Source organism: Thermostichus sp. OS-CIW-31 (genome assembly GCF_054060305.1).
In genome coordinates, this window is the sequence record NZ_JBSSDA010000011.1 from 23746 (window position 1) to 49346 (window position 25601).

General features: G+C 58.6%; 25 protein-coding genes and 1 riboswitch. Of the genes, 9 read left to right on the forward strand and 16 right to left on the reverse strand.

Going from position 1 to position 25601, the window contains the following annotated elements; translation table 11 throughout:
- Nucleotide 1: 1 nt before the first annotated feature.
- Genes ACVWY9_RS08035 through ACVWY9_RS08045 form a run of 3 tightly spaced genes read right to left on the reverse strand, consistent with a single transcriptional unit; the run spans nucleotide 2 to nucleotide 3503 of the window.
- Nucleotides 2-895, reverse strand: a complete 894-nt coding sequence (locus tag ACVWY9_RS08035) for an ABC transporter permease (protein WP_011429071.1) — start codon at nucleotides 893-895, stop codon at nucleotides 2-4.
- Nucleotides 892-1893: an ABC transporter permease gene (locus tag ACVWY9_RS08040; protein WP_457388009.1), complete on the reverse strand. Its 1002-nt coding sequence runs from the start codon at nucleotides 1891-1893 to the stop codon at nucleotides 892-894. Before ACVWY9_RS08040 ends, ACVWY9_RS08035 begins: the two co-directional genes overlap by 4 nt.
- Nucleotides 1878-3503, reverse strand: coding sequence for an ABC transporter substrate-binding protein (locus ACVWY9_RS08045; RefSeq protein WP_457388010.1), 1626 nt, complete (start codon nucleotides 3501-3503; stop codon nucleotides 1878-1880). The genes ACVWY9_RS08040 and ACVWY9_RS08045 overlap by 16 nt, the downstream gene beginning before the upstream one ends.
- A gap of 248 nt (nucleotides 3504-3751) precedes the next feature.
- Nucleotides 3752-3956: riboswitch (cobalamin riboswitch) on the forward strand.
- Nucleotides 3957-4412: 456 nt separating this feature from the next.
- Here ACVWY9_RS08045 and metE point away from each other — a divergent pair.
- The gene (gene metE, locus ACVWY9_RS08050; RefSeq protein ID WP_011433481.1) at nucleotides 4413-6677 is read left to right on the forward strand and encodes a 5-methyltetrahydropteroyltriglutamate--homocysteine S-methyltransferase; all 2265 of its coding nucleotides are present in this window, start codon (nucleotides 4413-4415) and stop codon (nucleotides 6675-6677) included.
- Nucleotides 6678-6854: 177 nt separating this feature from the next.
- On the opposite strand, the gene ACVWY9_RS08055 is transcribed toward metE, so the two are convergent.
- Nucleotides 6855-7541, reverse strand: a complete 687-nt coding sequence (locus ACVWY9_RS08055; RefSeq protein WP_011433482.1) for a cell division ATP-binding protein FtsE — start codon at nucleotides 7539-7541, stop codon at nucleotides 6855-6857.
- Between the two features lie 193 nt (nucleotides 7542-7734).
- Nucleotides 7735-8484 carry a WecB/TagA/CpsF family glycosyltransferase gene (locus ACVWY9_RS08060; RefSeq protein WP_457388011.1) on the reverse strand — a complete coding sequence of 250 codons (750 nt, stop codon included), beginning with the start codon at nucleotides 8482-8484 and terminating at the stop codon, nucleotides 7735-7737.
- A gap of 205 nt (nucleotides 8485-8689) precedes the next feature.
- Between ACVWY9_RS08060 and ACVWY9_RS08065 the strand changes: the two genes are divergently transcribed.
- Nucleotides 8690-9031: a hypothetical protein gene (locus tag ACVWY9_RS08065; protein WP_457388012.1), complete on the forward strand. Its 342-nt coding sequence runs from the start codon at nucleotides 8690-8692 to the stop codon at nucleotides 9029-9031.
- Here ACVWY9_RS08065 and ACVWY9_RS08070 read toward each other — a convergent pair.
- The 6 genes from ACVWY9_RS08070 to ACVWY9_RS08095 form a co-directional block, all read right to left on the reverse strand.
- Nucleotides 9003-10196, reverse strand: a complete 1194-nt coding sequence (locus ACVWY9_RS08070; protein ID WP_457388013.1) for an RNA-guided endonuclease InsQ/TnpB family protein — start codon at nucleotides 10194-10196, stop codon at nucleotides 9003-9005. The genes ACVWY9_RS08065 and ACVWY9_RS08070 overlap by 29 nt on opposite strands.
- Entirely contained in the window at nucleotides 10193-10519 is a 327-nt protein-coding gene (locus tag ACVWY9_RS08075; protein ID WP_457388014.1) for an RNA-binding S4 domain-containing protein, read from the reverse strand. Before ACVWY9_RS08075 ends, ACVWY9_RS08070 begins: the two co-directional genes overlap by 4 nt.
- Nucleotides 10519-11925, reverse strand: a complete 1407-nt coding sequence (locus tag ACVWY9_RS08080) for an NAD-dependent succinate-semialdehyde dehydrogenase (protein ID WP_457388015.1) — start codon at nucleotides 11923-11925, stop codon at nucleotides 10519-10521. The genes ACVWY9_RS08075 and ACVWY9_RS08080 overlap by 1 nt, the downstream gene beginning before the upstream one ends.
- A 129-nt stretch (nucleotides 11926-12054) precedes the next feature.
- A complete protein-coding gene (locus ACVWY9_RS08085) occupies nucleotides 12055-13155 on the reverse strand; it encodes a serine hydrolase (RefSeq protein ID WP_457388016.1) in 1101 nt (366 codons plus the stop codon).
- Nucleotides 13156-13729: 574 nt separating this feature from the next.
- Entirely contained in the window at nucleotides 13730-14863 is a 1134-nt protein-coding gene (locus ACVWY9_RS08090; RefSeq protein WP_457388017.1) for a histidine kinase, read from the reverse strand.
- A gap of 226 nt (nucleotides 14864-15089) precedes the next feature.
- Nucleotides 15090-15272, reverse strand: coding sequence for a DUF3285 domain-containing protein (locus tag ACVWY9_RS08095; protein ID WP_457388018.1), 183 nt, complete (start codon nucleotides 15270-15272; stop codon nucleotides 15090-15092).
- Nucleotides 15273-15440: 168 nt separating this feature from the next.
- On the opposite strand from ACVWY9_RS08095, the gene ACVWY9_RS08100 reads away from it, so the two are divergent.
- The gene (locus tag ACVWY9_RS08100) at nucleotides 15441-16091 is read left to right on the forward strand and encodes an ABC transporter ATP-binding protein (protein ID WP_011433492.1); all 651 of its coding nucleotides are present in this window, start codon (nucleotides 15441-15443) and stop codon (nucleotides 16089-16091) included.
- Here the strand turns inward: ACVWY9_RS08100 and ACVWY9_RS08105 are convergent.
- Complete coding sequence (locus ACVWY9_RS08105) at nucleotides 16082-17215, reverse strand: peptidoglycan DD-metalloendopeptidase family protein (protein ID WP_457388054.1); 1134 nt, start codon at nucleotides 17213-17215, stop codon at nucleotides 16082-16084. The genes ACVWY9_RS08100 and ACVWY9_RS08105 overlap by 10 nt on opposite strands.
- Before the next feature lie 677 nt (nucleotides 17216-17892).
- Between ACVWY9_RS08105 and ACVWY9_RS08110 the strand changes: the two genes are divergently transcribed.
- From ACVWY9_RS08110 to ACVWY9_RS08120, 3 genes are read left to right on the forward strand one after another with little or no spacing between them, the layout of a single operon-like run.
- The gene (locus ACVWY9_RS08110) at nucleotides 17893-18606 is read left to right on the forward strand and encodes a bifunctional 4-hydroxy-2-oxoglutarate aldolase/2-dehydro-3-deoxy-phosphogluconate aldolase (RefSeq protein WP_414423894.1); all 714 of its coding nucleotides are present in this window, start codon (nucleotides 17893-17895) and stop codon (nucleotides 18604-18606) included.
- 25 nt (nucleotides 18607-18631) lie between these two features.
- Nucleotides 18632-19123 (forward strand): rRNA maturation RNase YbeY, encoded by a 492-nt coding sequence (gene ybeY / locus ACVWY9_RS08115; protein ID WP_457388019.1) that lies wholly within the window; start codon nucleotides 18632-18634, stop codon nucleotides 19121-19123.
- Nucleotides 19107-19664 carry a diacylglycerol kinase family protein gene (locus tag ACVWY9_RS08120; protein ID WP_457388020.1) on the forward strand — a complete coding sequence of 186 codons (558 nt, stop codon included), beginning with the start codon at nucleotides 19107-19109 and terminating at the stop codon, nucleotides 19662-19664. The genes ybeY and ACVWY9_RS08120 overlap by 17 nt, the downstream gene beginning before the upstream one ends.
- A gap of 24 nt (nucleotides 19665-19688) precedes the next feature.
- On the opposite strand, the gene thrB is transcribed toward ACVWY9_RS08120, so the two are convergent.
- Complete coding sequence (gene thrB / locus ACVWY9_RS08125; RefSeq protein ID WP_414329601.1) at nucleotides 19689-20615, reverse strand: homoserine kinase; 927 nt, start codon at nucleotides 20613-20615, stop codon at nucleotides 19689-19691.
- 315 nt (nucleotides 20616-20930) lie between these two features.
- On the opposite strand from thrB, the gene ACVWY9_RS08130 reads away from it, so the two are divergent.
- Nucleotides 20931-22166, forward strand: a complete 1236-nt coding sequence (locus tag ACVWY9_RS08130; protein WP_457388021.1) for an anion transporter — start codon at nucleotides 20931-20933, stop codon at nucleotides 22164-22166.
- Nucleotides 22167-22250: 84 nt separating this feature from the next.
- On the forward strand, nucleotides 22251-22979 hold the full coding sequence (locus tag ACVWY9_RS08135; RefSeq protein WP_457388022.1) for an SDR family oxidoreductase: 729 nt from the start codon (nucleotides 22251-22253) through the stop codon (nucleotides 22977-22979).
- Nucleotides 22980-23076: 97 nt separating this feature from the next.
- Here ACVWY9_RS08135 and ACVWY9_RS08140 read toward each other — a convergent pair whose 3' ends face one another.
- The 3 genes from ACVWY9_RS08140 to ACVWY9_RS08150 form a co-directional block, all read right to left on the reverse strand.
- On the reverse strand, nucleotides 23077-23277 hold the full coding sequence (locus tag ACVWY9_RS08140; RefSeq protein ID WP_414380794.1) for a hypothetical protein: 201 nt from the start codon (nucleotides 23275-23277) through the stop codon (nucleotides 23077-23079).
- 108 nt (nucleotides 23278-23385) lie between these two features.
- Nucleotides 23386-23676 carry a hypothetical protein gene (locus ACVWY9_RS08145; protein ID WP_148202743.1) on the reverse strand — a complete coding sequence of 97 codons (291 nt, stop codon included), beginning with the start codon at nucleotides 23674-23676 and terminating at the stop codon, nucleotides 23386-23388.
- A complete protein-coding gene (locus ACVWY9_RS08150; RefSeq protein ID WP_457388023.1) occupies nucleotides 23630-24121 on the reverse strand; it encodes a hypothetical protein in 492 nt (163 codons plus the stop codon). Before ACVWY9_RS08150 ends, ACVWY9_RS08145 begins: the two co-directional genes overlap by 47 nt.
- A gap of 321 nt (nucleotides 24122-24442) precedes the next feature.
- Between ACVWY9_RS08150 and ACVWY9_RS08155 the strand changes: the two genes are divergently transcribed.
- Entirely contained in the window at nucleotides 24443-25579 is a 1137-nt protein-coding gene (locus ACVWY9_RS08155) for a citrate synthase (RefSeq protein ID WP_457388024.1), read from the forward strand.
- The last annotated feature ends 22 nt before the right edge of the window (nucleotides 25580-25601 follow it).

Consider the following 25601-nt stretch of genomic DNA (forward strand, 5'->3'; position numbering starts at 1 on the left):
CCTACTCCTGAGCCGTACGCGGATTGAGAAGGGCCTGCAGGTTTTCTCCCAGCCAGTCAAAAGCCTTGACCGACAGCAGCAGCAGCAGTCCAGGCATAACCCCCAGCCACCAGTAGCCGGTGGAGAGGTGGCGCATGGATTCGGCCAGAATAATGCCGATGGCCGGTAGGTGCGGCGAAATACCTACCCCAATGAATGAGAGGGCTGCTTCGTGCAAAATGGCGTGGGGAAACAGCAGAATAAGTCCCACTAGGAGCTGGGGCAAAATGTGAGGCATCATATGGTAGCGGGCAACCCAGAGGGAAGAGCGGCCCAGTCGGTAAGAACTCTGGACATAGTCAGAACTGCTGACCTGTAACACCTCGGCCCGCACCAGGCGCGCTAGGCTGGGCCAGTGGGTGAGGGCAACGGCAACAATGACTCCCCGAACTCCGCCGCCGACAGCAAAAGCTATAAGGATCTGCACCACCAGGTGAGGCAGGCTGAAACATAGGTCAATCATCCAGCAGATCGAGGCATCCACCCAGCCTCCCACCGTGCCACCCACCAAACCCAAAACAGCGGCGATCACCACGCTGACGGCGGCAGCCAGCATGCCTACCCACAGACTAAGGGACATCCCGTGCAAGGATCGGGCCAGCATATCCCGCCCCAGCCAGTCGGTGCCGAAGGGATGGGCCAGGGAAGGAGGCTGATTCCGCTGAGTTAGGTTCGGGCTCAGTCCGGTATCGCCGATAAGCCCAGCGCTGCAGAGGATAGACACCAAAAAAAAAGCACACAGTCCAATTGCCCACAGAGTCTGCCGCCTGCGCTCTCCTTTAACAGAGGACTCTGAGAATTTCATCCCCCCATCGGCATCAGCAGCAGCAACACGAGGCGATGCAAAAGGGATCATCCTATCCTCCCGCCAAGGCGAATGCGTGGATCGACAATCTGGTAGGACAGGTCAGCTAGGGTATTGCCGGCATAGACAAACAAGGCGCTGAAAAACACAATGCCCACCAACAGAGGCACATCACTGCGCAAAGCTGCCTGTACCGTTGCTTGTCCCAGTCCTGGATAAGCAAACACCTGTTCCACTAACACTGAGCCACCAAACAGTTCCCCAAAGGAGGCAAATTGCAGCGTCAGCGCAGGCAGCAAGATATTCCGCAAGCCGTGGTACCACAGGATCCCAGCCAGGCTTTCCCCCTGGGCACGAGCAAACAGCACATAGTTGCTGTGCAACACGTCAATGAGCTTCTGACGAGTGTGCAAGGTGATGTTGGCAACGCCGATGAAAGTTAGGGTGAAAGCAGGCAAGAGCAAGTGGTGTAAGCGCTGCCAAAAAGTCACCTCCTCCGCCAACGCGCCAGGTGGCGCGGCGCAACAGATAGGTGTTAGACCCAGCTCTACCGAAAACGCGATCAAGAGTAGCAGCGCCACCCAGAAAGGGGGAGAAGAGGCGAGGGTGTAGGCGTAAAGACGAATACCGCGGTCAACCCAAGTGCCCTGAAACGCTGCGTCCAAAACCCCCAACCCCACTCCCAGGAAACCGGAAAGCAGCCAGGCAATTGCCAGTAAGGGCAGCGATAGCTCAAACCGCTGTTGAATGACCTGCACCACTGGCTGATTGAACACCATTGAGGTGCCCCAGTTGCCTTGAACCATCTGCCCAAGCCAGTTCCCAAAGCGAAGCAGCATGGGCTGATCCAGCCCCCAACGCTGGGCAATCAGGTCTCGTTGGGCTGGGCTGATCTGCAGCATGTCGGCCCCTACATAGGCTTGTACGGGATCAACAGGGGAGAAGCTGAGCAGGGCAAACGTCAGGACTGCCACAGCCGCCAGCAGCAACCCCAGCCGAGTCAGCTTATAAGCCAGAAACAGCAGAACTGACCTCAGTTGCACGTCCATTTCCAACGGGTGATGTTGGCTGTGATTGGCCAACCATGGCCATGAGGCTGTACCTGCGGCTGGCCTATATCCAAGCACTCGTGGACAAAGTAGGTATGATCCAGGTTTACCAACCAAGCCCAGGCTGCATCTCCTTTGGCAGTAAAGCCTTGCTTTCCATCCCACTGGGCTGCCCGCCAGAAGGGGATAGCTTCAGCTTCAGAGGGGGCCTCCATAGCCAGATCCAGCATTCGATCCACAAACGGGTTGGCATAGTAGCCGGCATTGAAAAATCCCCCCTGGGCCGCTTTGCTGTGGTAGAGGTTGTACACCTCAGTTGGGTCATGGCTGCCCCAGCCAAACAGCACCACGTTGCTGTGCATGAGCGGAGTGATGTCATCCCAACTTTTGCCCTCGACATTGAATCGGATGCCCACAGGCCGCAGCATTTCTGCAACAGCTAGGGCCAGGGCTTGGCGAATACTGTCGTTGGCCGGGTAGAGCACGGTGAACTCAGCCCGCAGCCCGTTTTTTTCCACTACCCCATCCCCATCTTTATCGCTCCAGCCTCCCTCAGCTAGAATCTGACGGGCCAGGTCTGGATTGTTGTCCTCAATCTTGGCGGTCGGCTCTTCCCAGGGCAAACCGCTGACTGGGCCATAGGCAGGGGATCCGTAGCCTTCTAGGACTCCATCCACCAGCGCCTGTCGGTCAATGGCGAAGTTGACCGCCTTGCGAATCGCCAAGTCAGAAGTCACATCGTTGCCGATGGGGTATCCCTTTGGGGTTGTCGCACCGGTTTTAGGGGGAAAGGGGAACATCAGCCCTCGGTTATCCACACTGGGAATGGCGTGAAGCTTCATGCCCTCAACAGTTTGCTTAGCCAAAGACTGAGGCACGCTAACCACGTGTACCTGTCCGGCTCGGGCTGCTGCAAAGGCTGCATCCTCCTCCAGGAAAAGGAAAACCAGCCGCCGAATGCCAGGAGTCTGGCCGTAATATAAGGGATTTGCCTCCACAATCAGTTGTTGCCCCTCATCCCACTGCACCAGTCGGTAGGGGCCAGAGCCAATGGGTTTGCGAGCATAATCAGGCCCGTGGGCATGTTGAGGCACGATACCCAAGGTGATAAGGCGGTTGACAAAAGTACTTTGGGGTTTTTGCAGCCGCAGCTCCACCGTATGAGTGTCGATAGCTACTGCTTCCTTTAGGGCGGTTAGGTCGACCAGACCACCACTCCGAGCTGCTTGGTTAAAGGTGTAAGCCACGTCCGCTGCTGTGACAGGTTTTCCATCGGAGAAGACTGCATCCTTTCGTAGGGTTACCGTCCAGGTTAGGCCATCTTGGCTGACAGTGTAGCCAGTCGCCAGGTCGTTTACAATCTCAAGGTTCTCGTCCCGCCGCAGCAGAGTGCTTTGGAACAAAGGCGAACCGTAACGTCCCCAGCCCAGGGTGGGATCAAATCCTTCTTCCCTTTCCCCTCCAATGGCCAGCACGATTTGATCGCTGGATCCTGCTAGCTTTGGATCGAAAGCTGTCCGCTCAGCAGCATTCTGAGCGCATCCAGCCCACATCTGGCTCAGCAAGAAGAGGCCCACAGACCACACAGTTACTTTTAAGCTTGATGCCATAGAAACCCCGATCTGTCGCTTTTTCAGCAAAGCAAAAAGGAGCAAACCCCCTTGCCTCCTGGACAAGACTTATGGCAGCTAAGCTATCACTGCCTTATCTTGAGAGCAATGCAGGGGGGGAGGATGCTTAGAGGATTCCGATGACTTCCTGCAAGACCGCTGGGTGAAAGGTGAGGTCTGGTAGCTCCAAAGGCTGCTGGCTTGGTGATGATTGAAGCACTCTACTCCCGTCTCTGAACTCCGTGATACGATGTAGCTCAGCTATCGGTTCTGACGGGGATCAGCCGCCAGAGGAAACGGGGAAAGAGCAGTGAGAATCTGCCGCTGTCCCGCAGCTGTGATCCGGTTTAGGAGAAGTTCTGCAGCAAATCTCTAGAGTCATTCGCTGCCGATCCAGATCTTGTCCCCCAAAACCGTGTCAGTCAGAATGCCCGCCGATGGTTTTTCTAAACTTCACAACATCTGCGAGGTACAGATGGTAACTGTCTTGGCTTTAGCTCGTTTCTGCTTTCGTTATCCTGAGCATTTTCCCGGCGTTGCTCCCACAAGCTTTCGGTACTCCTCAGCAGTAGAAATAAGTCCAAGAACCCAAGCAAGACTCTGAGCCAGTTGGCCGGGAGAGAGTAAATTTTGGGTGCTGTTGCACCAAGATCTATCAAGATCTACAGCCCGCCTACGCGAAGGAAAGAGTGAGATGTCAGGCTTCCTGACTTCAATTGGTGGCTGGCAAGTAGCCACTGCGATCGCTGGCTGCGTTGAGTATCTTTTTTGCGCAAAAGGCAGTGTTTTGTTGGGGTTCCAGAGGCAAGAGAGGAACAGCCGGTTTCTTCCTTGGCGGGCGGGATCCCAGTTGAGGGCGAATTGAACGCAGGAAAATTAGAAAACTCAGTATTTGGGATGGCACACAACATGACTGCACAAACCATGACATTGGGGTATGCCCGCATGGGCAAGCGCCGCGAGCTCAAAAAAGCTTTGGAAGGCTTTTGGAGTGGTGCCCTAGGGTCAGAGGCTCTGCTGGCTACCTTTTGGGATTTGGAGACTCAAGCCTGGCAGACTCAGCTACAAGCTGGGATTGATCACATTGCGGTAGGGGATCAGACTCTCTACGACCATGTACTGGACTGGGCCACCTGGCTGGGGCTGATCCCCTCTCGGTTCCGAGGCCTGTCGGGTTTAGACCGCTACTTTGCCATGGCGCGGGGGCGGGAGGGCCTGCCGGCTTTGGAAATGACCAAGTGGTTTGACACCAACTACCACTACTTGGTACCCGAAATTGAGCCGGAAGCCGATCCCAGTCCTAACTTTGGGGATTTTTTGGAAAGAGTTCGGCGGGCCCAAGGGATCCTAGGGGAGCGCACCAGCCCCGTTGTCCTCAGTCCAGTGACTTTGCTCTGCCTTAGCCAGCGATCTGGGGATCTGCGGGCGGACTTGGAAAAGCTCCTTCCTCTGTACCGGGATCTCCTCCAGGAGTTAAAACAGCTGGGGATCCCAGAAGTCCAGATTCACGATCCCATTTTGGTTACCAGCCAGGGAAGTGGCCTGCGGGAAGCTGTGGAAATGAGCTACCGCCAGTTGGCAACCGCCGGGATCCCTGTCCACTTGGTCACCTACTTCGATGACCTGGGGGAGACTTACCCCTGGGTGGTGCAACTGCCGGTGGCCGGCATTAGCCTTGACTTTACCCGTGGCCACACCCTGGATCTGGTAAGAACCTATGGCTTTCCGGCTGACCAGATCCTAGGTGCTGGCGTAGTGGACGCTCGGAATGTCTGGAAGGTTCAGCCTGAGACCGTCTTGGCCAGCCTGCGGGAGCTGCAGGGGGTAGCTCCCAACCTACGGGTGCAGCCTTCCGCTTCGTTGCAATTTGTGCCCCACGACGCTGCTCTGGAAGCCCAGTTGCCGGAACCCCTCAGAAATGTCCTCAGCTTTGCCGAACAGAAGCTGGCCGAAGTAGCTCTCCTGGCGCGAGCCCTCAACGGCGAAGACACTGCTGCCCAGCAGGCGGAAATCCAGCAGCAATGGCAGAGCTTTGCGCAGTTTAGCCCCCCCAACCCCCAAGTGCGCCAGGCTTTGGCCAACCTCAAGCTCCAGGACTTCGAGCGATTCCTGCCCTACGAGCAGCGCCTAAGTCGGCAGGTTCAGCTACCACCTTTGCCCACCACCACCATTGGCTCCTTCCCCCAAACTCCAGAGGTGCGGCAGTGGCGAGCTAAGTACAAAAGAGGGGAGGTTTCGCAGGCGGAGTACGAAGCAGCCATTGACGCTGAGATTGCCAAGTGCATCCGCATTCAAGAAGAGATTGGCCTGGATGTGTTGGTGCATGGGGAATTTGAGCGCACCGACATGGTGGAGTACTTTGCCCAGAAGCTGGAAGGCTTTGCCTTCACTGAACACGGCTGGGTGCAGAGTTACGGCAGCCGCTGCGTGCGCCCTCCCATTCTCTACGGCGACGTGGTTCGCCCCCAACCCATGACAGTGCGGGAATTCCAAGTAGCCCAGTCCCACACCCAAAAGCCGGTGAAAGGCATGCTCACGGGGCCAGTGACTATGCTCAACTGGTCCTTTCCCCGTGTTGATATTCCCCGGCGGGAGCAGGCTTTGCAGATTGCCCTGGCCTTGAGAGCCGAAGTGGCAGATCTGGAAGCGGCTGGAGCGGTGATGGTGCAAGTGGATGAGCCGGCACTGCGGGAGGGGCTACCTCTGAAAAAAGAACGCTGGCCAGAATACCTCAGCTGGGCAGTGGATGCCTTTCGCCTAGCTACCGGCGGGGCCAAGCCGGAAACCCAGATTCACACCCACATGTGCTACTCAGAGTTTGGGGACATCATCGAGCACATTGAGCGGCTGGATGCCGACGTGCTTTCCATTGAAAACAGCCGCAGCAACAACAAAACCCTGCTGCAAATTGCCCAGGCTGGGTATCGTCACCAGGTGGGCAACGGCGTTTACGATGTCCACAGCCCTGCGGTGCCGAGCGTTGAGCAAATCCTGCAGCAGCTGCGCACAGGACTGGCCCACTTGCCTGTGGAGCAAACTTGGGTTAATCCCGATTGTGGCCTCAAGACCCGCCGCTGGGAGGAGGTGATCCCCGCACTGAAAAATATGGTGGCTGCCGCTCATCAGCTAGGGGAGGAGCTTCTGGAAACCCAACCTGAGGGTCTGCGCGAGTAAGGCCCACGACCCGCTGATGTAACTGGTCGGGCTGGCTTGACAAGTCGCCGCGGGCGGTGCCGCTGTTGTGCTGATGCGGCTGGCTTAGGGCCTACGGTCTGCTGATGCAACCGGCAAAGCTGCTCTCCGGGATCTCAAAAAGCTTGTGAAGAGCAAAGTAGGGATCCCGGTAGCCCCTCAGCGCAGATCATACAGGCGCCCTCCCTCCATGCGCACCACCCGGTGGCCGGCCCGCTCCACCAGATAGGGGTCATGGCTGGTCATGATGACGGTCACCCCAAAGGAATTGAGCCGCTCCAAAATCTGGAGAACCAAGAGGGAGTTTTCCGGATCTAGGTTTCCTGTTGGCTCGTCCGCCAGCAGCAACACCGGCATGTTGACAATGGCCCGGGCCAGGCTGAGGCGCTGCTGTTCTCCCCCCGAAAGCTCATGGGGAAAGTGATCTCGCTTTTCGGTCAGCCCCACCATCTTCAAGGTCGGCCCGATGCGACGGCGGATTTCTGCGGGGGATAGCCCTTGGGCGCGCAGCACAAAGGCCACATTTTCCGCCAGGGTGCGGTTGGCCAAAAGGCGATAGTCTTGGAAGACCACCCCTAAGCGCCGCCGCAACATAGCCAGAGGACGAGGTGGGATGCGATAGGGTCGCCGCCGCCCTTCAGAAGAAAAGAGACAGACTTGATCGACGATGACCGTGCCCTCGGTGGCCTGTTCCGCCCCGTAGAGTAGCCGCAGCAGGGTGGACTTGCCCGCCCCGGAGACCCCAGTTACGAACACAAACTCGCCGCGGCGCACCTCCAAGTTCACATCCTGAAAAATTAAGTTGCCGTTGGGAAAGACCTTGCTCACGCCCCGCAAGGACACCATGCTGGCCGGGGCTTGCAGGGATCCGGATTGGGTGCTGCTGTAAAAGCCCAGGGTGGCCTCTGGATGGGCTGGGGCAGGGGGATGAGGGGTCGGAGCCGTACCCGCCCAACGGTGTAAGCGAGGAGGATAGCCGATGTGCTGACCGATCACCATAGTAAGCGCCTAGACAGAGGAGGGAGAGAGCGCCGGCAGACTAGGGGCGCAAACGAGAAGAGGGATCCCACAGCACTCGCCAGACAAAGCTGGGCAGAGCTAACATGCGTCGCCAGCGCCAGGGTTCCTGATAGAGACGATACAACCATTCCAGGTGATGGTCACGCCACCAACGGGGCGCTCGCCGTTTTTGGCCGGCCCAAATGTCCAAGCTGCCCCCCACCCCCATCCAGATGGCTTGGGGCAAAAGGGGACGCCACTTTTGGATCCACAGCTCCTGCCGCGGGGATCCCAGCCCCACCCACACCAGTTGCGGTCGAAATTCCTGGAGAGCTTGCAGAAGCTCTTTTTCTTCGTTGCCAGAAAAGTAGCCGTGGTAGCCCCAAATGGTCAAACCAGAAAACTGGGCTTGCCAATGTCGAACCGCTGCCCGGTTGACTTCCGGCCTTCCCCCCACCAGGGCCAAGCGCCACCCCCGTTCTGCCGCCAACGGGATCAGGGCCTCTGCCAGCTCGATCCCCGGCACCCGCTGGACGCGGATCCCTTGCCGTCGCAAAGCCCACACCACCCCAATGCCATCGGGGATCACCAGCTCTGCTGCCTGCAGCACCTGGGCAAAGGCCAGATCCCGCTGCGCCTGCATGATCATTTCCGGGTTGCAGGTAACCACCTGAGCGCCCTGACTCTCCCGAATACGCGCCTCAATCCAGGTGGCGTAGCTCTGTAGGCTGGCCTCCGGCAGAGCAATGTGTAAGTTCACGCCCAGAATCGAATGGATGGCTAACGACACTACCGACCGAACGCTTGTCCCCAGTGAAATCCAACTTTCAAAATAGCCCAGCCCAAAAGCTGAGCACACAATCCAAATCTTTTCCCCCAGGCATCCGCCGTGGCATCAGCGGCGTATTCCCATCAGACCAGGCCGAGAGGGAATTGCCCGACCCAGAGCAAGTCCCTGAAGGTTGGTTGCCATCTTTCGAGACAGGAGACTTAAGATGAAAACTTCGAAGACTCCCTTCGCTCTGCCTCAATTGGCCGCCGAATGGGATCCCAGCCCTGCAACTTCCCGCCGCAGCTTGTTGTTGGCTGGTTTGCTGGCGGGCGTAGGTGGAGCAATTGGATTGCGCAGCCTGCCCGGTGCCGCTCAGTCCAACACTGCCGACATCGCCATTCTCAACGCCGCCATCGACTTGGAACAGCAGGCGATCTGGGCCTACAAAACCGCTGCCGGCAAGTTGAGCAACACCGAGGTGGGCAAGATCGTGTTGGAAGTGGCCACCAAGAACGTAAACTACCCGGCTCCGACCGCTAAGCGGTACGGAGCGGGCTTTCAGTAGCCCTGAGCCTGCTCTGCTCTACCAGAGAACAAAACAGGCCCGAACCTCTAGGCTGGTTTACGACAGCCCCCAAAAGCGCAATCACATTCGCACCATTCAAATCCGCATCTCCTTCCCATCCACAGTGCCCACACTTGAACGACTTGCCACTGCGGTAGGACTTGCCCTGCTCAGGGTGGATGTGTAAGCACCGGTGACAGGTCTGCGACGTGTAAGCAGGCGGCACAAGAATCAGAGAAACCCCTGCAGCCCTCGCCTTGTATTCCAGAAACTGACGTAGTTGGTAGAACGCCCAACTGTTGGCCCTGCGCCGTTCGGCTTTGCTGCGTGGCTGTTGATTGACCCTTTCCCGAATCCCTGTCAAGTCTTCCAGAGCAATAGCGCTGTTTGTCGCCTTTGCCCTAGAGACAATAGCTTTGGAGATGCGATGATTGACCCACGCCTGAAAGCGTCTCTCCTTGCCAGACAGCCGTTGCAACAGTTGACGGCATCTGCGCCGCGAACTGCGTGTGCCCTTACTGGCTTTGCGTTGGAGTGCCGCCCTCAATCGAGAGTAGTGGTCTCGGACTCGGTTCAACTGCTGTCCATTCCAATTGTCCCCGTCTGATGTATGGGCAATATCCGTCCTCCCCAAGTCCACCCCCAGCACTCTACCCGTGCGTTGCGGTGGGCATGGTTCCGTTTCCACACAGATTTGAATGGAGTAGGAACCGTCTTTGCGCTTGACCAGAGTGGCAGATTTGGGATTGGAGCCTGCCAACTGTTCTCTCTGGTAGCGGCCAATCGCCAGCTCAAAGCGCTCCCGACCCTCCACCGTGGTCAGCGACACCGTCCAGTCTTTCTCGCGAAACGAAAAGATACGGGCATCGTAGGTCGCAAAGCCTCTCTTGAACGCTTTGACCGGACGGTTTTTCTGTCGGGCAACTTTACGGGCACCGGCCAGCCGTCTGCAGACCTGCTGAGCCAAGTTACTGGACAAGCCAAACCGAGCGCGAATCTGGTAATAGCAAAGGGACTGGAGTTTGACTGCGTTGACTACTTTTTCTGGTGTGTTTTGGTTGACCCAGTTCAACGCCTGCACAAAGGCATCCATTGTCGCATCCAACTTTGCGGCTTGCGACTGGGACACCTTGAGCTTGCAGGAGACGGTCAGGACTTGGGTCATGGTTCTATCATAACTTCCGCATTCCTCCCGACACTGACCCTACGGGTACAGTGCGGGGCTCCTGCGATTTCTAGCTGATCTGACTTTGGGGTCTTATCCAGGCGCACTCGCCAAACTCCACCTCCCACGGCCACTTCATCCCCAGGGCGCAGCTTGCGTCCCCGCCGGGTTTCCACCTCACCATTCACCCGCACTTGCCCCGCTTGGATGAGCTGCTTGGCCTGCCCGCCGGTGGGAACAACCCCCGCCAGCTTGAGGAATTGATCCAGCTTGATTACAGGATCCGCCGCCGGCTGGGGATCCCTTTGAGCAGTCTCCGCCATCACTTCACCCAAAAGGTTTTGACATTTACAAATTCCAGGATCCCTTCCCGGCTCAGTTCCCGTCCATACCCTGAGCGTTTGATGCCGCCGAAGGGAAGGCGCGGGTCGGACTTGACCATGCCATTGATGAACACGGATCCCGCCTCCAGCTCCTCCAGCAGGCGCTCTTGTTCCTCTGGATCGGTTGTCCAGGCGCTGGCGCCCAGGCCAAAGGGCGTGTTGTTGGCCAGCTCAATGGCTGCCGACACATCCGGTACGGTGAACAACAGCGCCACCGGCCCGAACACCTCCTGGTGGGCCACCGGATGATCCGGGGGGATGTCGCTCAGGATCGTGGGCGGGTAAAAATTTCCTCCCCAGGGGGATCCGCCGATATGGACTTTGGCTCCTGCTTGCACCAAAGCCTGCACCTGTCCGTCCACCTCTTGCAGGATGCTGGGGGTAGCCAGAGGCCCCACGTCCGTTTGCGGATCCAAGGGATCCCCCACCTTGAGCCGGCGAAATCGCTCCGTCATGGCAGCCGTGAAAGGTTCAGCGATAGCCCTGTGCAAGATAAATCGTTTGGCGGCAATGCAGGACTGGCCGTTGTTGATCAGACGGGCCGTGACCGCTGTGGCGACTGCTGCCTCCAGATCGGCGCTGGGCAGCACGATGAAGGGATCGCTCCCTCCCAGTTCCAACACCGTTTTTTTCAGATATTGACCGGCCAAACGGGCCAGGCTGGAGCCGGCGGCTTCGCTGCCGGTGAGGGCGGCCCCCCGCACCCGTTCATCCGCCACCACCTCTGCCACCTGGGCTGCTGTGATCAGCAGGGTTTGAAAGACCCCTGGCGGAAATCCCCCCTCCCGAAAGATCTGCTCTAGGGTCAAAGCCGATTGGGGCACGTTGGAAGCATGTTTCAGCAAGAGGGTGTTGCCCGCCATCAGGGCTGGGGCGGCACAGCGAAACACCTGCCAAAAGGGAAAGTTCCAGGGCATCACCGCCAAAATCACCCCCAGCGGCTGGTAGCGGATCCCGCTGCGGCTGGCATCGCTGGCGTTCGCGTAAGCGTTGCGTAGCAATATGGAGCGCTCGGCCAAGAATCCCTCTGCCTCCTCGGCATAGTAGCGACAAACCCAAGCGGATTTTTCCACTTCGGCAACGGCAGAGGCCAAGGTTTTGCCCATCTCCAAGCTGATCAGGCGGCCAAACTCCGCTTTGCGCTCCTCCAGGATCCCTGCCACCCGCTTCAGCCAGGCGGATCGCTGAGCAAACGGGATCCGACGATAGCTCTGAAACCGCTCGTGGGCTTGGGCGATACAGCTTTGGATCTGCCCAGCGTCGAAAACGGGGTAGCGAGCCAATTCCTCTCCGGTGGTGGGGTTGATGCTGACCAGGTGCCCCTTCGCGTAAGCGTTGCGTAGCAATATCGTTTTCCCTCAACGCCTGTTTCTCCACTCTGGCATTTGTGCTCTGCCTGGAATAGTGCTCCGCACTGCTACTGCGTTCGCGTAAGCGTTGCGTAGCAATATGGAAAGATTTGCGGAGTGGGGGACTCAGGGTTGCGGGCTGCCGGTGGTGTCTGTTCGGGATGGCGGGGCGGATCCAGGAGCAGACCAGAACTCATAGGCTGCTTGCGACAAGCTGGCGATCAGCCCTTCGGCTCTGGGGTCGTTGGGGGTTTCTCGCTTCACCCACACCGCCGCCACATAGCGCCGCCCGTTGGGTAAATCCAGGATCCCGGCATCCCCCACCACGGAGCCCAGGGTTCCCGTTTTGTGGGCAATGCGCACCTCTTGACCCAAGTTGGGCCGGAAATAGGAGGGCCGTTGGGTGCGCCAGAGAATGTCCAGAAAACGGTCGCGGCTGCGGCGGCTGAGCATGCGCCCCTGTTCCACCTGGCTGAGCAGCCAAACCATGTCGCGCGGGCTGCTGGTGTTGGTGCCTTCCAGATCCGGTAGCCACCATGAAATTTGCGTGTGTTGTAGCCCCCACTGGCGAAATTTTTGGTTGAGAGCCTCCTGCCCACCCAGGCGATCGATGATCAGGTTGGTGGCGAAGTTGTCGCTGAGGGTGATCATCAGGGTGGCCGCTTCCAAAGCAGAAACCTGGGATCCGAGGGGTCGGGTTTGCAGCACGCCTGCCCCCCCTCCCTTGAGATCTTCCCGCAGGGTGAGCCTCTCATCCAGCCGCACCTGCCCGGTTTCCACAGCCTGGAAAAAAGCCAAGAGAATGGGGATCTTGATCACGCTGGCGGCAGGAAAAGCCTGATCCGGCCTAACCCCGGCAAAGGCGCCGGTTTCCACCTCCCAAAACAGGGCTCCTGCCGTCAAACCCGGTTGGTCGGCCAAAGCGGCCAAGCGCTCCTGCAAAGCCGGGATCGCTTCTCCCGGCAGAATGTTACTCGGGAATGCCGGCGGGGGAGGATCCCCAAGCTGCGTCGTGGACTGTTCTGTCCGGCCAGCGGTGGTCGATTGCAGCAGTTGCGAGAGGCCCGCCATCGTCAGGCCCAGGATAAGACTTAAGCTTAGTCCCCTGAGCAACACTTGCCCGAGAGATGGAGAACGTCTCAAGCGGCGAGGCCGGGCAGCCCGTTGGCGCAGACGAGCAATGGCTTTTTGGCGGGCAAGACGCAGCGGTTGAGGACGGGAAACCAATAGGGATCCCCTAGGGGCAGGAAGCAGGCGACCAGAACCTGTTTGCGGCTTTGACCCCTCTGGAGGCGGGACGGCGTTCTTGGCAGGTTGTGGAGGGCGGCGGGGATCCCGAGACTTCTCTGGCAAAGGCCCACGGCCCGCTAGCGCGGATGGATCGGTGCCTTTCCTCTCCCTTGCTCTGGTCATAAGAACGATTGCCTTAACACCATACTTCTGACAGACACTGCTGGCAGTTTCACCGACTCCACTCCGGTGAGCTTGGCTTAATTAAACCCACATTAAACCCACAAATTGGCCAACCTGCCCTGACCTAGATTGCAAAACGCCCATCAAACCGTCCTCGCGACACGAAGCCTAGCAACAACCCCGCCAAAGGTAGGATGAGTCCCTGTTGCCAGAGCATCCACTCGGAGTCGTTTTAAAAACTTAGGTTGATCCGTGACCCCCCTTTCCCTCTGGAAGAGGGGCTGGGAATAGTCGCGGAAGCGGCACGGAGCGCTTTTGCCAAGTCCAGGAAAACCGTCAGATCTGTTCTCTCTGAGGGGGCTCACACCCATGGGGAGCCAGCTCCCGGCTAGCCCTTGCAGAGCCGATACACGGGCAAAGTGAAATGAAAGCTGCTGCCTTTGCCCAAGGAAGACTCCACCCAAATCTGGCCGTAGTGAGCGCGCACGATCCGTCGGCAGAGGGAAAGGCCGATGCCATAGCCCTCCTGCTGTTGATCCCGAGACAGACGGACAGAATCGGAGAAGATGCTCTCTTGGTCGGCTTCCGGGATCCCAGGGCCAGTATCGCTGACGGTCACCTGCACCTTTTGGCTGGTGCGATGGAGGACATCGAGGCGGATGGATCCCCCGGCGGGGGTGTACTTGATGGCGTTGTCCAGCAGGTTGAACAGAACTTGGCGGATCTTGTCGGGATCCACGTGAACAGAGGGCAGATCCACAGGAATATCCGCTTGAAACTGCAGCCGCTTGCCTTGAATGCGCGGCCACAGCTCCTCGATCACCGACTGACACAGAGTGGGCAACTGGGTTTCTACGGCTCGAATTCTCAGCTCCGAGGCAGCGCCACGGGCCGACTCCAGGATATCGGTGATCATGCTGTCCATCTTGCGCAGTTGCTGGCGGGCGTGATCGAACAACTGCCGCTCCAGGGCTTTGTCCAGGGATCCCTCCCGCCCCTGCTGCAGGGTTTCGACCGCCAGAGCCGTGGCCGTCAGGGGGCTGCGCAAATCATGCACCAGCATGGCCAGAACGCGATCTTTGAAGTCCAACTGCTCCCGCAATTGGGCCCGCTCCTGCCGCAGCAAAAACACCTCTTCCGACATTTGCAACAGCGCCTCGGTGGTCGGAGGGGAGGCGGGATCCCGTCCTGCTCCTTCTTGATGGGCGGCCAAAGCCGCTTGGCCTTGCCAACGAGGCCACCACACTTCCAACTGCGTCGCCAAGTCTGCGCCCGCCAAAACTTGAGCGGGCAAGGGCTCAGCCTTGACCAGAGCCGGAGTGGCCACCAGCTTGTAATGCTCTGCCAGGTAGGGGTGCTCCTCCAGCGGCACCACTTCCAGTTGAGCAGGGTATTGGCCGGGCAACCCCTGGATGTGCTGGCGCAGATGCTCCTCAAGCTCGGCAACAACAGCTCGACTCTTGGCGAACAGCAGCAGGCGAATGACAGAACGAGCGGAGGTGAGGTCTGGCGAAGTTTGCATAGGCCAAAATCCAAAAGCCAAAGGTTGGCGTTTCAGCAGCCGGGATTGCCGTGCGCTCGAACCGTAGGAGCCATTGCTGCTTGTTCCTTCCTAACACTAACCTTGGGAAAAGCTTAAAAAGGGACATGGAGTGTAACAAGAAAGACCCCTCAGCGTGTATCTTTCCCGGCCGAGGAACAGCCGCAGGAGAGTATGGCCAGAACCCGCCCACGGAACTTAACAGAACTTAGTGAAACAGGTAGGCCAGCCCCACCAGCAGGGCCACCAACCCCACCGCTGTCAGGGTGAAGTGAAGCAGGGAAGTCTTGCCTTTGCGCACCATGTTGCGCATGGCCAGGCGGGTGTAACTCGGCTGGGGGGGGGATCCCGCCCCAACCGAAGGAGAATCTGCAGAAGAAGGCTGCGCCATCAGGATAACCAGAGCGATAATTTACCCTACCTTCAGGCTAGCTTAATCTGCTCCTCCGGATAGAGGTGTTTCCCAAGCTTCGACCTTCCCGCTGAAGAAGGGCCATAGCTGTCGCGCGGGGATCTTCCGGTGCCAAAATAACGACAGCATCCCCCTCTTTTGCCCCCCATGTTGCAAGTTCAGCATCTTTCCTACCATCCGGCAGGCGTTTCCCAGCCCATTCTCAACGATCTTTCCTTTGAGTTGGGCCTGAACCAGTTGGGGCTGATCGTGGGCAAAAGTGGGGCGGGCAAGAGCACCCTGCTGGAGATTTTGGCTGGCTTGGCGCGGCCCACCCAAGGACGGATTACCTGGGGAGGGGCAGAACTTTCCCCCAACCGCTTGCGCAGTATGGCGGGGTTGGTGTTTCAGTTTCCAGAGCGCCACTTTTGCGGCTTGACGGTGCTGGAGGAAATGCGCTTTGGTTATCCAGAGCTACAGAGAAAAGAGATCGAAAACGCCCTCAGACAGGTGGGATTGGAAGGGATCCCTCTACATACCTCCCCAAACCGCCTCAGCGGCGGGCAACAGCGGCGCTTGGCCCTGGCCGTCCAGTTGATCCGTGGCCCGTTTTTGCTGTTGCTGGATGAGCCGACGGCAGGATTGGATTGGTCGGTGCGACGGCAGTTGATCGAGCTGTTGGCTCGGCTAAAGTCCACCTGGACGGTGTTGGTGGTTTCCCACGACCCGGAGGAGCTGTCCTCCATTGCCGATGTGCGGTGGACATTGCAGGCGGGATCCCTGAAGCTGTTGCCGACGGAGGCTTTGCTTCACAGGTAGCGGCGGGGATCCACCGGTTGGCCATTGACGCGCACTTCAAAGTGAACATGGGGCCCGGTGGAGAGGCCGGTGGAGCCGGAAGCAGCAATTGCTTGCCCCCGCTGTACCTGCTGGCCTACCCCAACGGCAACGCGGCTGTTGTGGGCGTACAGGGTGGTGATGCCGCCCCCGTGATTCACAATCACCGTGTAGCCATAGCCGCCGTACCAGCCGGCGTAGATGACGGTGCCCCGGTCGGAGGCTCTCACCGCAGTGCCGGTGGGCACACCAAAATCGATCCCCGCATGAAAGCGGCGACTGCGGTAGATGGGGTGAACCCGCCAGCCAAAGCCACTGGTGATCGGCCCGCGCACCGGAGCGATGAATCGGCCCGTCCCTTGAACGGGATCCCTGCCCCCCTGCTGTTGGGCCTGCTGGGCGATCAGTTGCTGGATGAGGAGAGTCAACTGTTGGGAATCGGCTTCCAGCCGCCGTTGGGCTGCTTCATAGGCCGCGCGTTCGTTGGCCAAGCGGCTCAACAGCTGCTCTTGGGCGGCAGCCTGCTGCTGCAGTTGATTCTTCTGGGCGGCCAGCTCCTGCAAAATCAAAGAGATCTCGTTGCGCTGCATCTCCAGAGCAATGCGCTGTTGATCCACCTCCTTGGCCATTGCTTGCAGCTCTTGGATCAACTGCCGATCCGCCTCGATCAACAGTTGCAGTTGGTGGCGGCGGTCAAAAAACTCGTTTAAGTCACGGCTGGTGAGCAGCAGAGCCCACCAATGTTCAGCCCCCTGTCGCTGCATGTAGCGCAAACGGGCCGCCGTGCCCTGTTGCTGCCGTCTCAGGCGGTCTTCCAGCTCCTGCAGCTCCCTTTGAGCTTGCTCCAGCGCTTTCTGAGCTTGTTCCAAGCGATACTGATTGTCGCGAAGGCTGGATTCGGTCTGTCGAAGGTTTTGCTGCAGGGATCCCATGCGGCGGCGGGCTTCTTCTTCTGCTTGGCGCAGTTCTCCCAAGCGGCGCTGAGTGCTCTGGATTTGTTGCTGGATCTGCTGCTGCCGCTGTTGCAATTGGTTGACATTCTGCGCCTGAGACGGGGCAACCCCCCCCAGTCCCCCCAACAGCAAGAGGGTGAGCAATCCAAGCATCACCCACACTTTCAGTCTGCGTGCCCCACGACTGAGACTCGTCACTCCTCACACCCTCTGCAACCGACCCATCGACCCTAAGGATACAAAGATCCCCACGGATCTGAATCGGGCCTGAGCTGGCTATTTAGGGCTACTCCGAACAGCAACAGAAGAGCCAGACAGTAGCGACTCCACCTCCGGATCCCACAGGCCTGACGGCATGCAACTCAAGCGGCAGCAACCTCAACGGACTAGAAAAACTAGGAAATGACGATAAACTGGCCGCTCACCTGCTGGCAAACCTCACGCTTAGAAGGCCAACCAAAAAGTTGCCTCATACAGACGGGATACCTTGCGGCGCCTTTGGTTTGAGGAATCTTCCTCCTCTTCTCTGCTGAGTTCAGCACCGGTTAGGGAGACAACAAGGCCAGAGCAGGAACCAGCAACGCCGTGAAAAGCTGGGAAAAGCAAACACTCCGGCAAAGGTCACGAACGCGCAAACAGTTGCCCCTATAAAACACCGGCTTTGCTTGTTCCTGAGTCATCTGCTAGGCTTTCCCTTGAAAGAAAAGACGTTTAGGCTTTATGGTTTGTCATTATTTCATTGGCAGGCTGACTTTTTCGTTTTTGGATTGCAATTAAACTTAAGCTAAACCCAAGCAACTGCAAAACACTGAGCGGGTATTTTCCTACAGATGGCATTCGAGGATGCTGAGTGCAGTTTCAGAAAAGGGTCACAGCACCCCTGGTTACTCCATCTGTGGCAGCAGCCGCTGATTGCCGTGATCCGCCTCTGGGCCAGCCCAGCCCAGGCCCTAGAGGGATCCATGCTGGCCATCCGGGCCGGGATCCGCCACATTGAAATCACCACGCAAGTTCCCCAATATCTGGAGCTGATTGCCCAACTGCGACAAGACCACCCGCAGTGTTGGATAGGGGTGGGCACTGTTCTCAATCGACAGATGGCGGAGCAGGCTTGGCAGGCAGGAGCCCAGTTTTGCGTTTGCCCCTTCACCGATGAGCAAGTCATCCGTTGGGGTCGGGAAGTAGGGCTGCCCATCGTGCCCGGTGCCCTCACCCCCAGCGAGATCTGGAGGGCGTGGCAGGCGGGGGCAACGGCAGTGAAGGTGTTTCCGGTGGAGAGCATGGGGGGATCCCGCTACCTGCGCCATCTACAATCGGTGCTGGGATCCCTGCCGTTGATCCCCACCGGGGGAGTCACCTTGGCCAAGGCAGCGGAATACCTGCAAGCAGGGGCCTGGGCAGTGGGCATTGCCGGGGATCTGTTCCCGACAGAGGATTTGGACTCAGGCTGCCATCTGTTGGAGAATCGACTACGACAGGCGCTGCAGCAGCTTGCGGAGCAGAGAAACAAAACCTGGCCCAATCTGGGCAAACCAGTAGAATAAGGGGCGTGGTGTGAGTGAGGCCCGCATGGATGGATTTTTAGATCTCTATCTGCAATTCAACATCCCAAGCCCGGTTGAAGAAGCCACTTGGCGTCATTGGTTCGAGATCTGGCTGAAAGAGCTGGGAGTCCAGGAGCCATGCGAGCTCAGCCTTTGCCTCACTTCCGATGAACACATCCGCCAGCTCAACCGCGAGTTTCGCCATCTCGACGAGCCCACCGATGTGTTGGCCTTTGCCGCGCAGGAGATGTTTGCCCCCTTTGAGATCCAAGACGTAACGGGGGTACGCCTGCTGGGGGATATTGTGATTTCGGTGCCCACCGCCCGCGCACAAGCCAAGGCGCAGGGGCATCGTCTTTCGCAAGAGTTGGTCTGGTTGGCCAGCCACGGGTTGCTCCATCTGCTGGGGTGGGATCACCCGGATGAACTGTCCCTACAGCGCATGTTGCAGCAACAGCGACAGTTGCTTGCCGCCATCCAACTGGATGGGGAGGTGGCCCATGGCCAACAGCCCTAGTCGGTTGCCGGAGCGTTCTCGCCTGGCGGTGTTCCGGCGGCGCGTCCATTCCGGGCCCACCGGTGTAGACCCAGCGCCTATCTCTGAGGCCGATCCCGCAGCAACTGCCGAGCCTTCGGGGATGGATCCCTGGCGACGCCCCCCCTCTTGGCAAGTGGCCGACAACTTGGGCAAAAGTTTCTACTACGCGGGCAAGGGCTTGGTCTATGCCATCCGCACCCAGCGCAACTTGCGCATTCACATGGTGATGGCGGTGATGGCCTTTGGCCTTGGGCTGGGCCTGCAGCTGAGCGCCCTGGAAATGGCCGTGATTAGCCTAACCAGCGGTTTGGTGATGGCGCTGGAGCTGGTGAATACCGCTCTGGAAGCAGTGGTGGATCTCACCCTGGGCAGCAAGTACCATCTCCTGGCCGAGATCGCCAAAGATTGCGCGGCGGCAGCGGTGTTGATGGCGGCAGCGGCGTCCTTGATGGTGGCGGCTTGGCTATTTCTTCCGCCCTTGGTGTTGCTGCTGCAAGATGGCTTCCCGGCAGCAGGGTAGCTCCCCGATTGGAGAGGGAGTTTCCTATCCAGACGGCTGGGAGTGGATCACCACCCGTCCTCCCTGCCGATCCAGATTGAGCAGTTTGGCCTCTGCTTCAATATCCAACTGCGCCCAAGCGCTGACCATCGCGGATCCCACCCGTTCCCGATTCTCGGGAGCACAGAGGGCCAGAAGAGTGGGGCCGGCTCCGCTGATCACCACCCCATAGGCTCCGGCAGCCATGGCTGCAGCTTGAACCGTTTTGAACCCGGTGATCAGCTCCATACGCGCCGGCTGGTGCAGCCGATCCTGCAGAGCCACCTTCAGCCAGTCCACCCGCCCCGACTGCAAGCTGCGAATGAGCAGGCCCAGATGGCTGCTGGAAAAAACCGCATCCGCCAAGCTGACGGATTTGGGCAGGATCTCGCGGGCCGCTTGGGTGGAAAGCTTAAAGTTGGGCACTACGGCCAGGATGCCAATGCTCTCATGCCACTCCACGGGACAGAACACCCATTGCCCCTGCTGTCCCTGCACACAAAGCTGACAACTGCCCTGCAGGGCGGGCACCACATTGTCTGGATGGCCTTCTAGGGCAATGGCCAGTTGTAGGAGGGTTTCGGGAGCTAAGTTGAGTGCTCCAATGGCATTGGCCCCCAGTAAGCCGCCGACAATGGCGGTGGCAGAACTGCCCAACCCCCGCGCCAGGGGCACGTTGAGGGTAATTTCGATTTCTACCCCCGGCACAGGCTTACTCAGCAACTCAAAGGCGCGGCAAAAAGCCCGGTACACCAGGTTGTCCTTGCTTTGGCTGATGTGGTCGCTGCCACGGTAGTGGATGCTGAGGCCGGAAGGGATCTCGCGAAAATGGAAGTGATTGTAGAGCTCTAGGGCTGCACCGATGCAGTCGAACCCTGGCCCCAAGTTGGCGGTGGTGGCCGGGACGATCACCTCTACGCGTTCTTTGACCAAGGGGACAACTCCTCAGTGAACGGTGGGTAACTCAATGTTTGCGGGTTAGTGCCTACGGGCTCCCATTATCCTACGAACGATGGCCAGACCTTGGATATTCTCGCCACCTCTGCTCGGTCTGCAGCTCGCCGAGGCAAACGCGCTGATCCAGCGGAGCTTTTGGACTATCCCGAAAGGTTTCTGACCATGATTGGTTCTTGTGACTTATTTGTGACTTCATTGAGTATCGGGAATGTTGGGCCTGTTTCAACTCCAGCCTTTGCCATTGGCTGAACCCATCAGGGATCCTGAAAGAAGTGCGGGAGGGATCGGGGGGTGCAGGGACTGTCTTGGTTGGTGTTGGGTTTGAGCTATGTCGGGTTGGGACTGGGATCCCTGCCTAGGTTGCGTATGAACCGGGCCACCATCGCCCTGGTGGGATCCGCCCTGTTGATTGGCTTGGGGACCTTGTCGCTACGGCAGGCTTGGGAAGCCATTGACCCGACCACGATTGTGTTTCTCCTGAGCATGATGGTGGTAAATGCCAGCTTGTCCTATGGGGGGGCTTTTCAGTTGGCTTTGCTGGGCTTGATTCGGGTGAGCCGCAGCCCCTTTGGTCTGTTGATCATGCTGGTGTTCGGCAGCGGGCTGCTCTCGGCTTTCCTGCTCAACGACACGCTGGCGCTGGTATTCACCCCCCTAACTTTGCAAGTCACAACGGTGTTGGGGTTAAACCCGATTCCCTATCTGCTGGGCTTGGCGGCAGCCACCAACCTGGGATCCGTCGCCACCCTGAGCGGCAACCCGCAGAATATTTTGATCGGCTCCTTCTCTGGGATCGGCTACCTGGAGTTTGCTGCCCAGATGACCCCCATTGCCGTGGTAGGGCTGCTGCTGGAAGTGGGGTTGCTGTGGTTGTACTACCCTGAGGTGCGCTCGTTGAAACCCTTTGCCCAGGTGCCTTGGCTACCGCTGCGGCTCTACCCGCCCCTGTTGCGCAAGAGCGTGGTGATTACGGGGGGGCTGTTTGTGGCCTTTGTATCCGGACTTCCCTTGGCAGAATCGGCCTTGGTGGCGGCAGCCCTGTTGTTGATTACCCGCAGGCTGAAGCCGGAGCGATTTTTGGGGCAGGTGGACTGGAATCTGCTGGTGATGTTTTCCGGGCTATTTATCCTAACGCGGGCAACGCGAGAGCTGGTCACTGCTTGGGGGATGGGCTTGGGATCCTTGGCAGAGAGTCTGGCGGGATCCCCTCTTGCCCTGCTGAGTAGTGTGGCCGTTTTATCCAACCTCATCTCCAATGTGCCGGCGGTGCTGTTGCTGCAATCGTTCCTGCCCCGACAGGAGACCACCGCTTGGCTGTTGCTGGCTGCCGGCTCCACTTTGGCAGGCAATTTGACACTATTTGGGGCGGTGGCCAATTTGATCACAGTCGAGGCAGCGGCCAAAAAAGGCTATGTGCTTTCGTTTGGGGAACATCTGCGCTTTGGCCTGCCCCTCACTCTCCTAACCCTGGGGTTCAGTGGGTTGTGGCTGTACCAGCCTTTCCTGTCTTCTCCACCGCTCAGATGACCTCTGTCGAGGGATCCAGTGGGGCTGTGACTGGCTTGTCGGGATCCCTGTGTATGATGGGAAAAAGAGTTTAAGAAACGTAACGTGTCTTCTCCACTATCGCAGGCGGTCATTCTGATCACAGGGGCAACGGGGGGTATCGGCAGTGCCCTTGTGCCCATGCTGGCTCAGGCTGGATCCCATCTGGTGTTGGCCGCTCGGCGAGAGGAGCCTCTGCGAACTCTGGTGGAGAAATCGCTCTCTCTGGGGGCTGCCTCTGGAGTGGGGATCCCCACTGATGTGACGGACTATGCCCAGGTAGAGGCCCTGGTCAACCAAACGGTGCAAAAGCATGGGCGCATTGACGTGCTGATTAACCTGGCCGGGGCCGGGATCCTGAAGCCTGCTCCCCAGCTAACCCCCGCAGACCTGGAGCGAATGCTGGCGGTCAACCTGAAGGGCAGCTTCTACACCAGCCAACTGGCTGCCAACCCCATGCGGGAGCAAAAATCCGGCCACATCCTCAATTTTCCCGGCGTCCTTGGACGTTATCCCATGGCGATGGCCTCTGCTTACTGTGCGGCCAAGTTTGGGGTGGTCGGGTTTAGCAAGTGCATGGCCGATGAGCTGAAGCGCTTTGGGGTCAGATTTACGCTGTTTTACTTCGGGGGCATCGACTCACCCTTCTGGGATCCCATCAGCCTGAAGGTGCAACGAGACAAGATGCTCAGCCCTGCCACGGCTGCGGAAGCCATCTGCTTTGCCCTTACAGCGCCCGCTGGTGCTGTACCGAGCGAGATAGTGTTGCAGCCGGAAAGCCACCAATTCCTTTGACCAAGTGTTTTGCCGTCCTTTTGCTGGGGTTGAGGCGGCAGCAGCTTGTCTTTTGGTGAAACAAGCGCTCGAGTTTCTCTCTTGGGCTCCCCCCGTCTCAATCTTGCTCTCTGCAGCCCAAAGCGCCAGCAGGGATCCTCATTTCTTGGCGGCAACGTTGGATCAGATCTCCCGACACCCCCACCAACCGTCCTAGCCATTCGTCCGGCACAGAAGCAAGCAACGCCGGCCCAAACTGCTGATGAAGATGCTGCCAGAGAAGGGTAGCCCGCCGCCGGCTGGGGTAAGCCTCTGTCAACTTTTGCAGGATCTCGGTGCTGCGAGCGCGACGACGATAGCCCCACTAACGCTCCAAAAAAGTGGCAGGGGCCTGCAGATACACTTGGCCAAAAGGACTCCGTCCCGCTTACGCGATCGGCAAAACCGCTCGGCAATCGCGATCGATGGCCAGGCCAACGGCTGCACCAAACTCCAGCAGCTCGACAATATGAGCTTTCTCCAGCAACAGCCCATGGGATCCCATTCCCTTAACCAGCCAAACCTGACCGCTGCGTACCTGCTCCAGAAGGGTAGAGGGATCCCGAAGCCTAGCCCAGAGTGGCGGTTCAACCTGCTTTCCAGGGCACGTCTGACCCGTACAGCCCAGTGAGTCAGAGCCGTTGATGGGTGTGGGGGTGCTGTTTGATGTTGTCGGCATCCTTCACCTCTACAACTGCATTGAGGATCCGTCGGGGCTCAACGCTGTGATTGAGCTTAAACACCCCCCGCTCTGGAGTGCAGGTTTGGTGTAAGGGGATGTGGCGAAACTGGGGCTTGTTGCGATAGGTGCGGGCCGCTGCTTGCACCCGTTCCACGAAGTCTTCTCCCAACAACACCCCTGGCGGGAAAACATCGGCAGGCAAAGTTGGGATCCCGTTGTTCACGATCTCGGCGTAGGTTGTGGCGTAGAGGAGAACATAGGAAGTGCTGCGGCGTTCTTGGGCTAGGCAGTCCAAATCGGCAGCAGGCACCGGCTCGGCCACCAAAACCTCTACCAGGCGACCTTCCTGATCCTGCTGGAAGCAAGTGGCCACTCCCAGCACCACGTACTCCAGTCCTTGCACTGGGCTGGAGCCAAGGTGAGTTTGAGCAGTATCCGACATCGATGCCGATCTCCAAGCGGGGGAGCGAACTTTCACGGCTCCGACAGGCGCCAAGATCCCTCAAGCCGGGCGCAGTTCTCACCATAGCAACAATTTTTGCGTCGGGCAGCGGGAGCTGTTGCAAGATAGAAGGCGGATCCCAGCCCAGCTCTCTGTGAAGGATGACAGGGGCAGCATTTGGCTACAGGGATCCAAAATTTGCTTTACTGTAGCGAAGCGGGGTCAGTACTGCCCGAGGGGAGCAAGGGGTTGGGTTCCAGGCACCTTTGGCAACCCTTGATTCATCATTATCTAGGAAATACTTGCTCTAAGGATCCGACCATGGCGGATGGCGAATACAGACCAGGCTTGGAAGGCGTTCCGGCCACACGCTCCAACATTAGTTTTGTGGATGGCCAGGCGGGGATCCTGGAATATCGGGGCATCCCCATCGAGGAATTGACCGCCCACAGTACCTTTCTGGAGACAGCCTACTTGCTGATCTTTGGAAAGCTGCCAACCCAATCGGAGCTGGACAACTTTGATCAGGCAATCCGCAGTCATCGACGGGTGAAATACCGCATCCGCGACATGATCAAGTCGTTTCCAGAGTCGGGCAACCCGATGGATGCTCTGCAAACCTGTGTGGCGGGCTTGGGGCTGTTTTACCCGCTGCGGGAGATGGATCCCGACTATGTATTCGGCACCGTCACCCGCTTGCTCTCCAAGCTGCCGACCATGGTGGCCATGTTCCACCAGATGCGACAGGGCAACGATCCCATTCCCCCGGACGACAACCTGGATCATGCTGCCAATTTCCTATACATGCTCTCGGGCAAGAAGCCGGATCCCTGGTTGGCCCGCATTTTTGACATCTGCCTGATCCTGCACGCCGAGCACACGGTCAATGCCTCCACGTTTGCCCTTCTGGTGAGCGCTTCCACGCTGGCTAACCCTTACAGCAGCCTGGCCACGGCGGTGGGTACCCTTTCGGGGCTGTTGCACGGGGGGGCCAACCAACAGGTGATGATGCTGCTGCGGCAAATTGGCTCGGTGGAAAATGTGCGCTCGTTTATCGAGGAGAAACTGGCCAAAAAACAGCGCATCATGGGCATGGGGCACCGAGTCTACAAGGTGAAGGATCCGCGGGCCACCATCCTGCAGCGGCTGGCTGAGGAGCTGTTTGAGCGCTACGGCCACGACAAGTACTACGACATTGCCCTGGAGGTGGAGCGGGTGTGCGAGGAGTTGCTGGGGCCGAAGGGGATCTACCCGAATGTGGACTTCTACTCAGGGTTGGTCTACGCCAAGCTGGGGATCCCAGAAGATTTGTTTACACCGGTGTTTGCCATTGCCCGAGCGGCGGGTTGGCTGGCCCATTGGCGGGAGCAGTTGTCCGATAATCGGCTTTTCCGACCCACCCAGGTGTACACAGGTGAACGCCAGCAACGCTACATCCCTATAGAAGAGCGGGGTTGAGAGCCGTTTGACAGGGCGCTGG

Coding starts and splice junctions, on each gene's coding strand:
- ACVWY9_RS08065 (WP_457388012.1), top strand. CDS start 8,690: ATGAAAACTTCGAAGACTCCCTTCGCTCTGCCTCAATTGGCCGCCGAA.
- ACVWY9_RS08090 (WP_457388017.1), bottom strand. CDS start 14,863: ATGCAAACTTCGCCAGACCTCACCTCCGCTCGTTCTGTCATTCGCCTG.
- ACVWY9_RS08155 (WP_457388024.1), top strand. CDS start 24,443: ATGGCGGATGGCGAATACAGACCAGGCTTGGAAGGCGTTCCGGCCACA.
- ACVWY9_RS08055 (WP_011433482.1), bottom strand. CDS start 7,541: ATGGTGTCCTTGCGGGGCGTGAGCAAGGTCTTTCCCAACGGCAACTTA.
- ACVWY9_RS08040 (WP_457388009.1), bottom strand. CDS start 1,893: ATGGACGTGCAACTGAGGTCAGTTCTGCTGTTTCTGGCTTATAAGCTG.
- ACVWY9_RS08095 (WP_457388018.1), bottom strand. CDS start 15,272: ATGGCGCAGCCTTCTTCTGCAGATTCTCCTTCGGTTGGGGCGGGATCC.
- ACVWY9_RS08045 (WP_457388010.1), bottom strand. CDS start 3,503: ATGGCATCAAGCTTAAAAGTAACTGTGTGGTCTGTGGGCCTCTTCTTG.
- ACVWY9_RS08075 (WP_457388014.1), bottom strand. CDS start 10,519: ATGGCGGAGACTGCTCAAAGGGATCCCCAGCCGGCGGCGGATCCTGTA.
- ACVWY9_RS08150 (WP_457388023.1), bottom strand. CDS start 24,121: ATGTCGGATACTGCTCAAACTCACCTTGGCTCCAGCCCAGTGCAAGGA.
- metE (WP_011433481.1), top strand. CDS start 4,413: ATGACTGCACAAACCATGACATTGGGGTATGCCCGCATGGGCAAGCGC.
- ACVWY9_RS08070 (WP_457388013.1), bottom strand. CDS start 10,196: ATGACCCAAGTCCTGACCGTCTCCTGCAAGCTCAAGGTGTCCCAGTCG.
- ACVWY9_RS08120 (WP_457388020.1), top strand. CDS start 19,107: ATGGCCAACAGCCCTAGTCGGTTGCCGGAGCGTTCTCGCCTGGCGGTG.
- ACVWY9_RS08105 (WP_457388054.1), bottom strand. CDS start 17,215: ATGCTTGGATTGCTCACCCTCTTGCTGTTGGGGGGACTGGGGGGGGTT.
- ybeY (WP_457388019.1), top strand. CDS start 18,632: ATGGATGGATTTTTAGATCTCTATCTGCAATTCAACATCCCAAGCCCG.
- ACVWY9_RS08110 (WP_414423894.1), top strand. CDS start 17,893: ATGGCATTCGAGGATGCTGAGTGCAGTTTCAGAAAAGGGTCACAGCAC.
- ACVWY9_RS08100 (WP_011433492.1), top strand. CDS start 15,441: ATGTTGCAAGTTCAGCATCTTTCCTACCATCCGGCAGGCGTTTCCCAG.
- ACVWY9_RS08145 (WP_148202743.1), bottom strand. CDS start 23,676: ATGCCGACAACATCAAACAGCACCCCCACACCCATCAACGGCTCTGAC.
- ACVWY9_RS08035 (WP_011429071.1), bottom strand. CDS start 895: ATGATCCCTTTTGCATCGCCTCGTGTTGCTGCTGCTGATGCCGATGGG.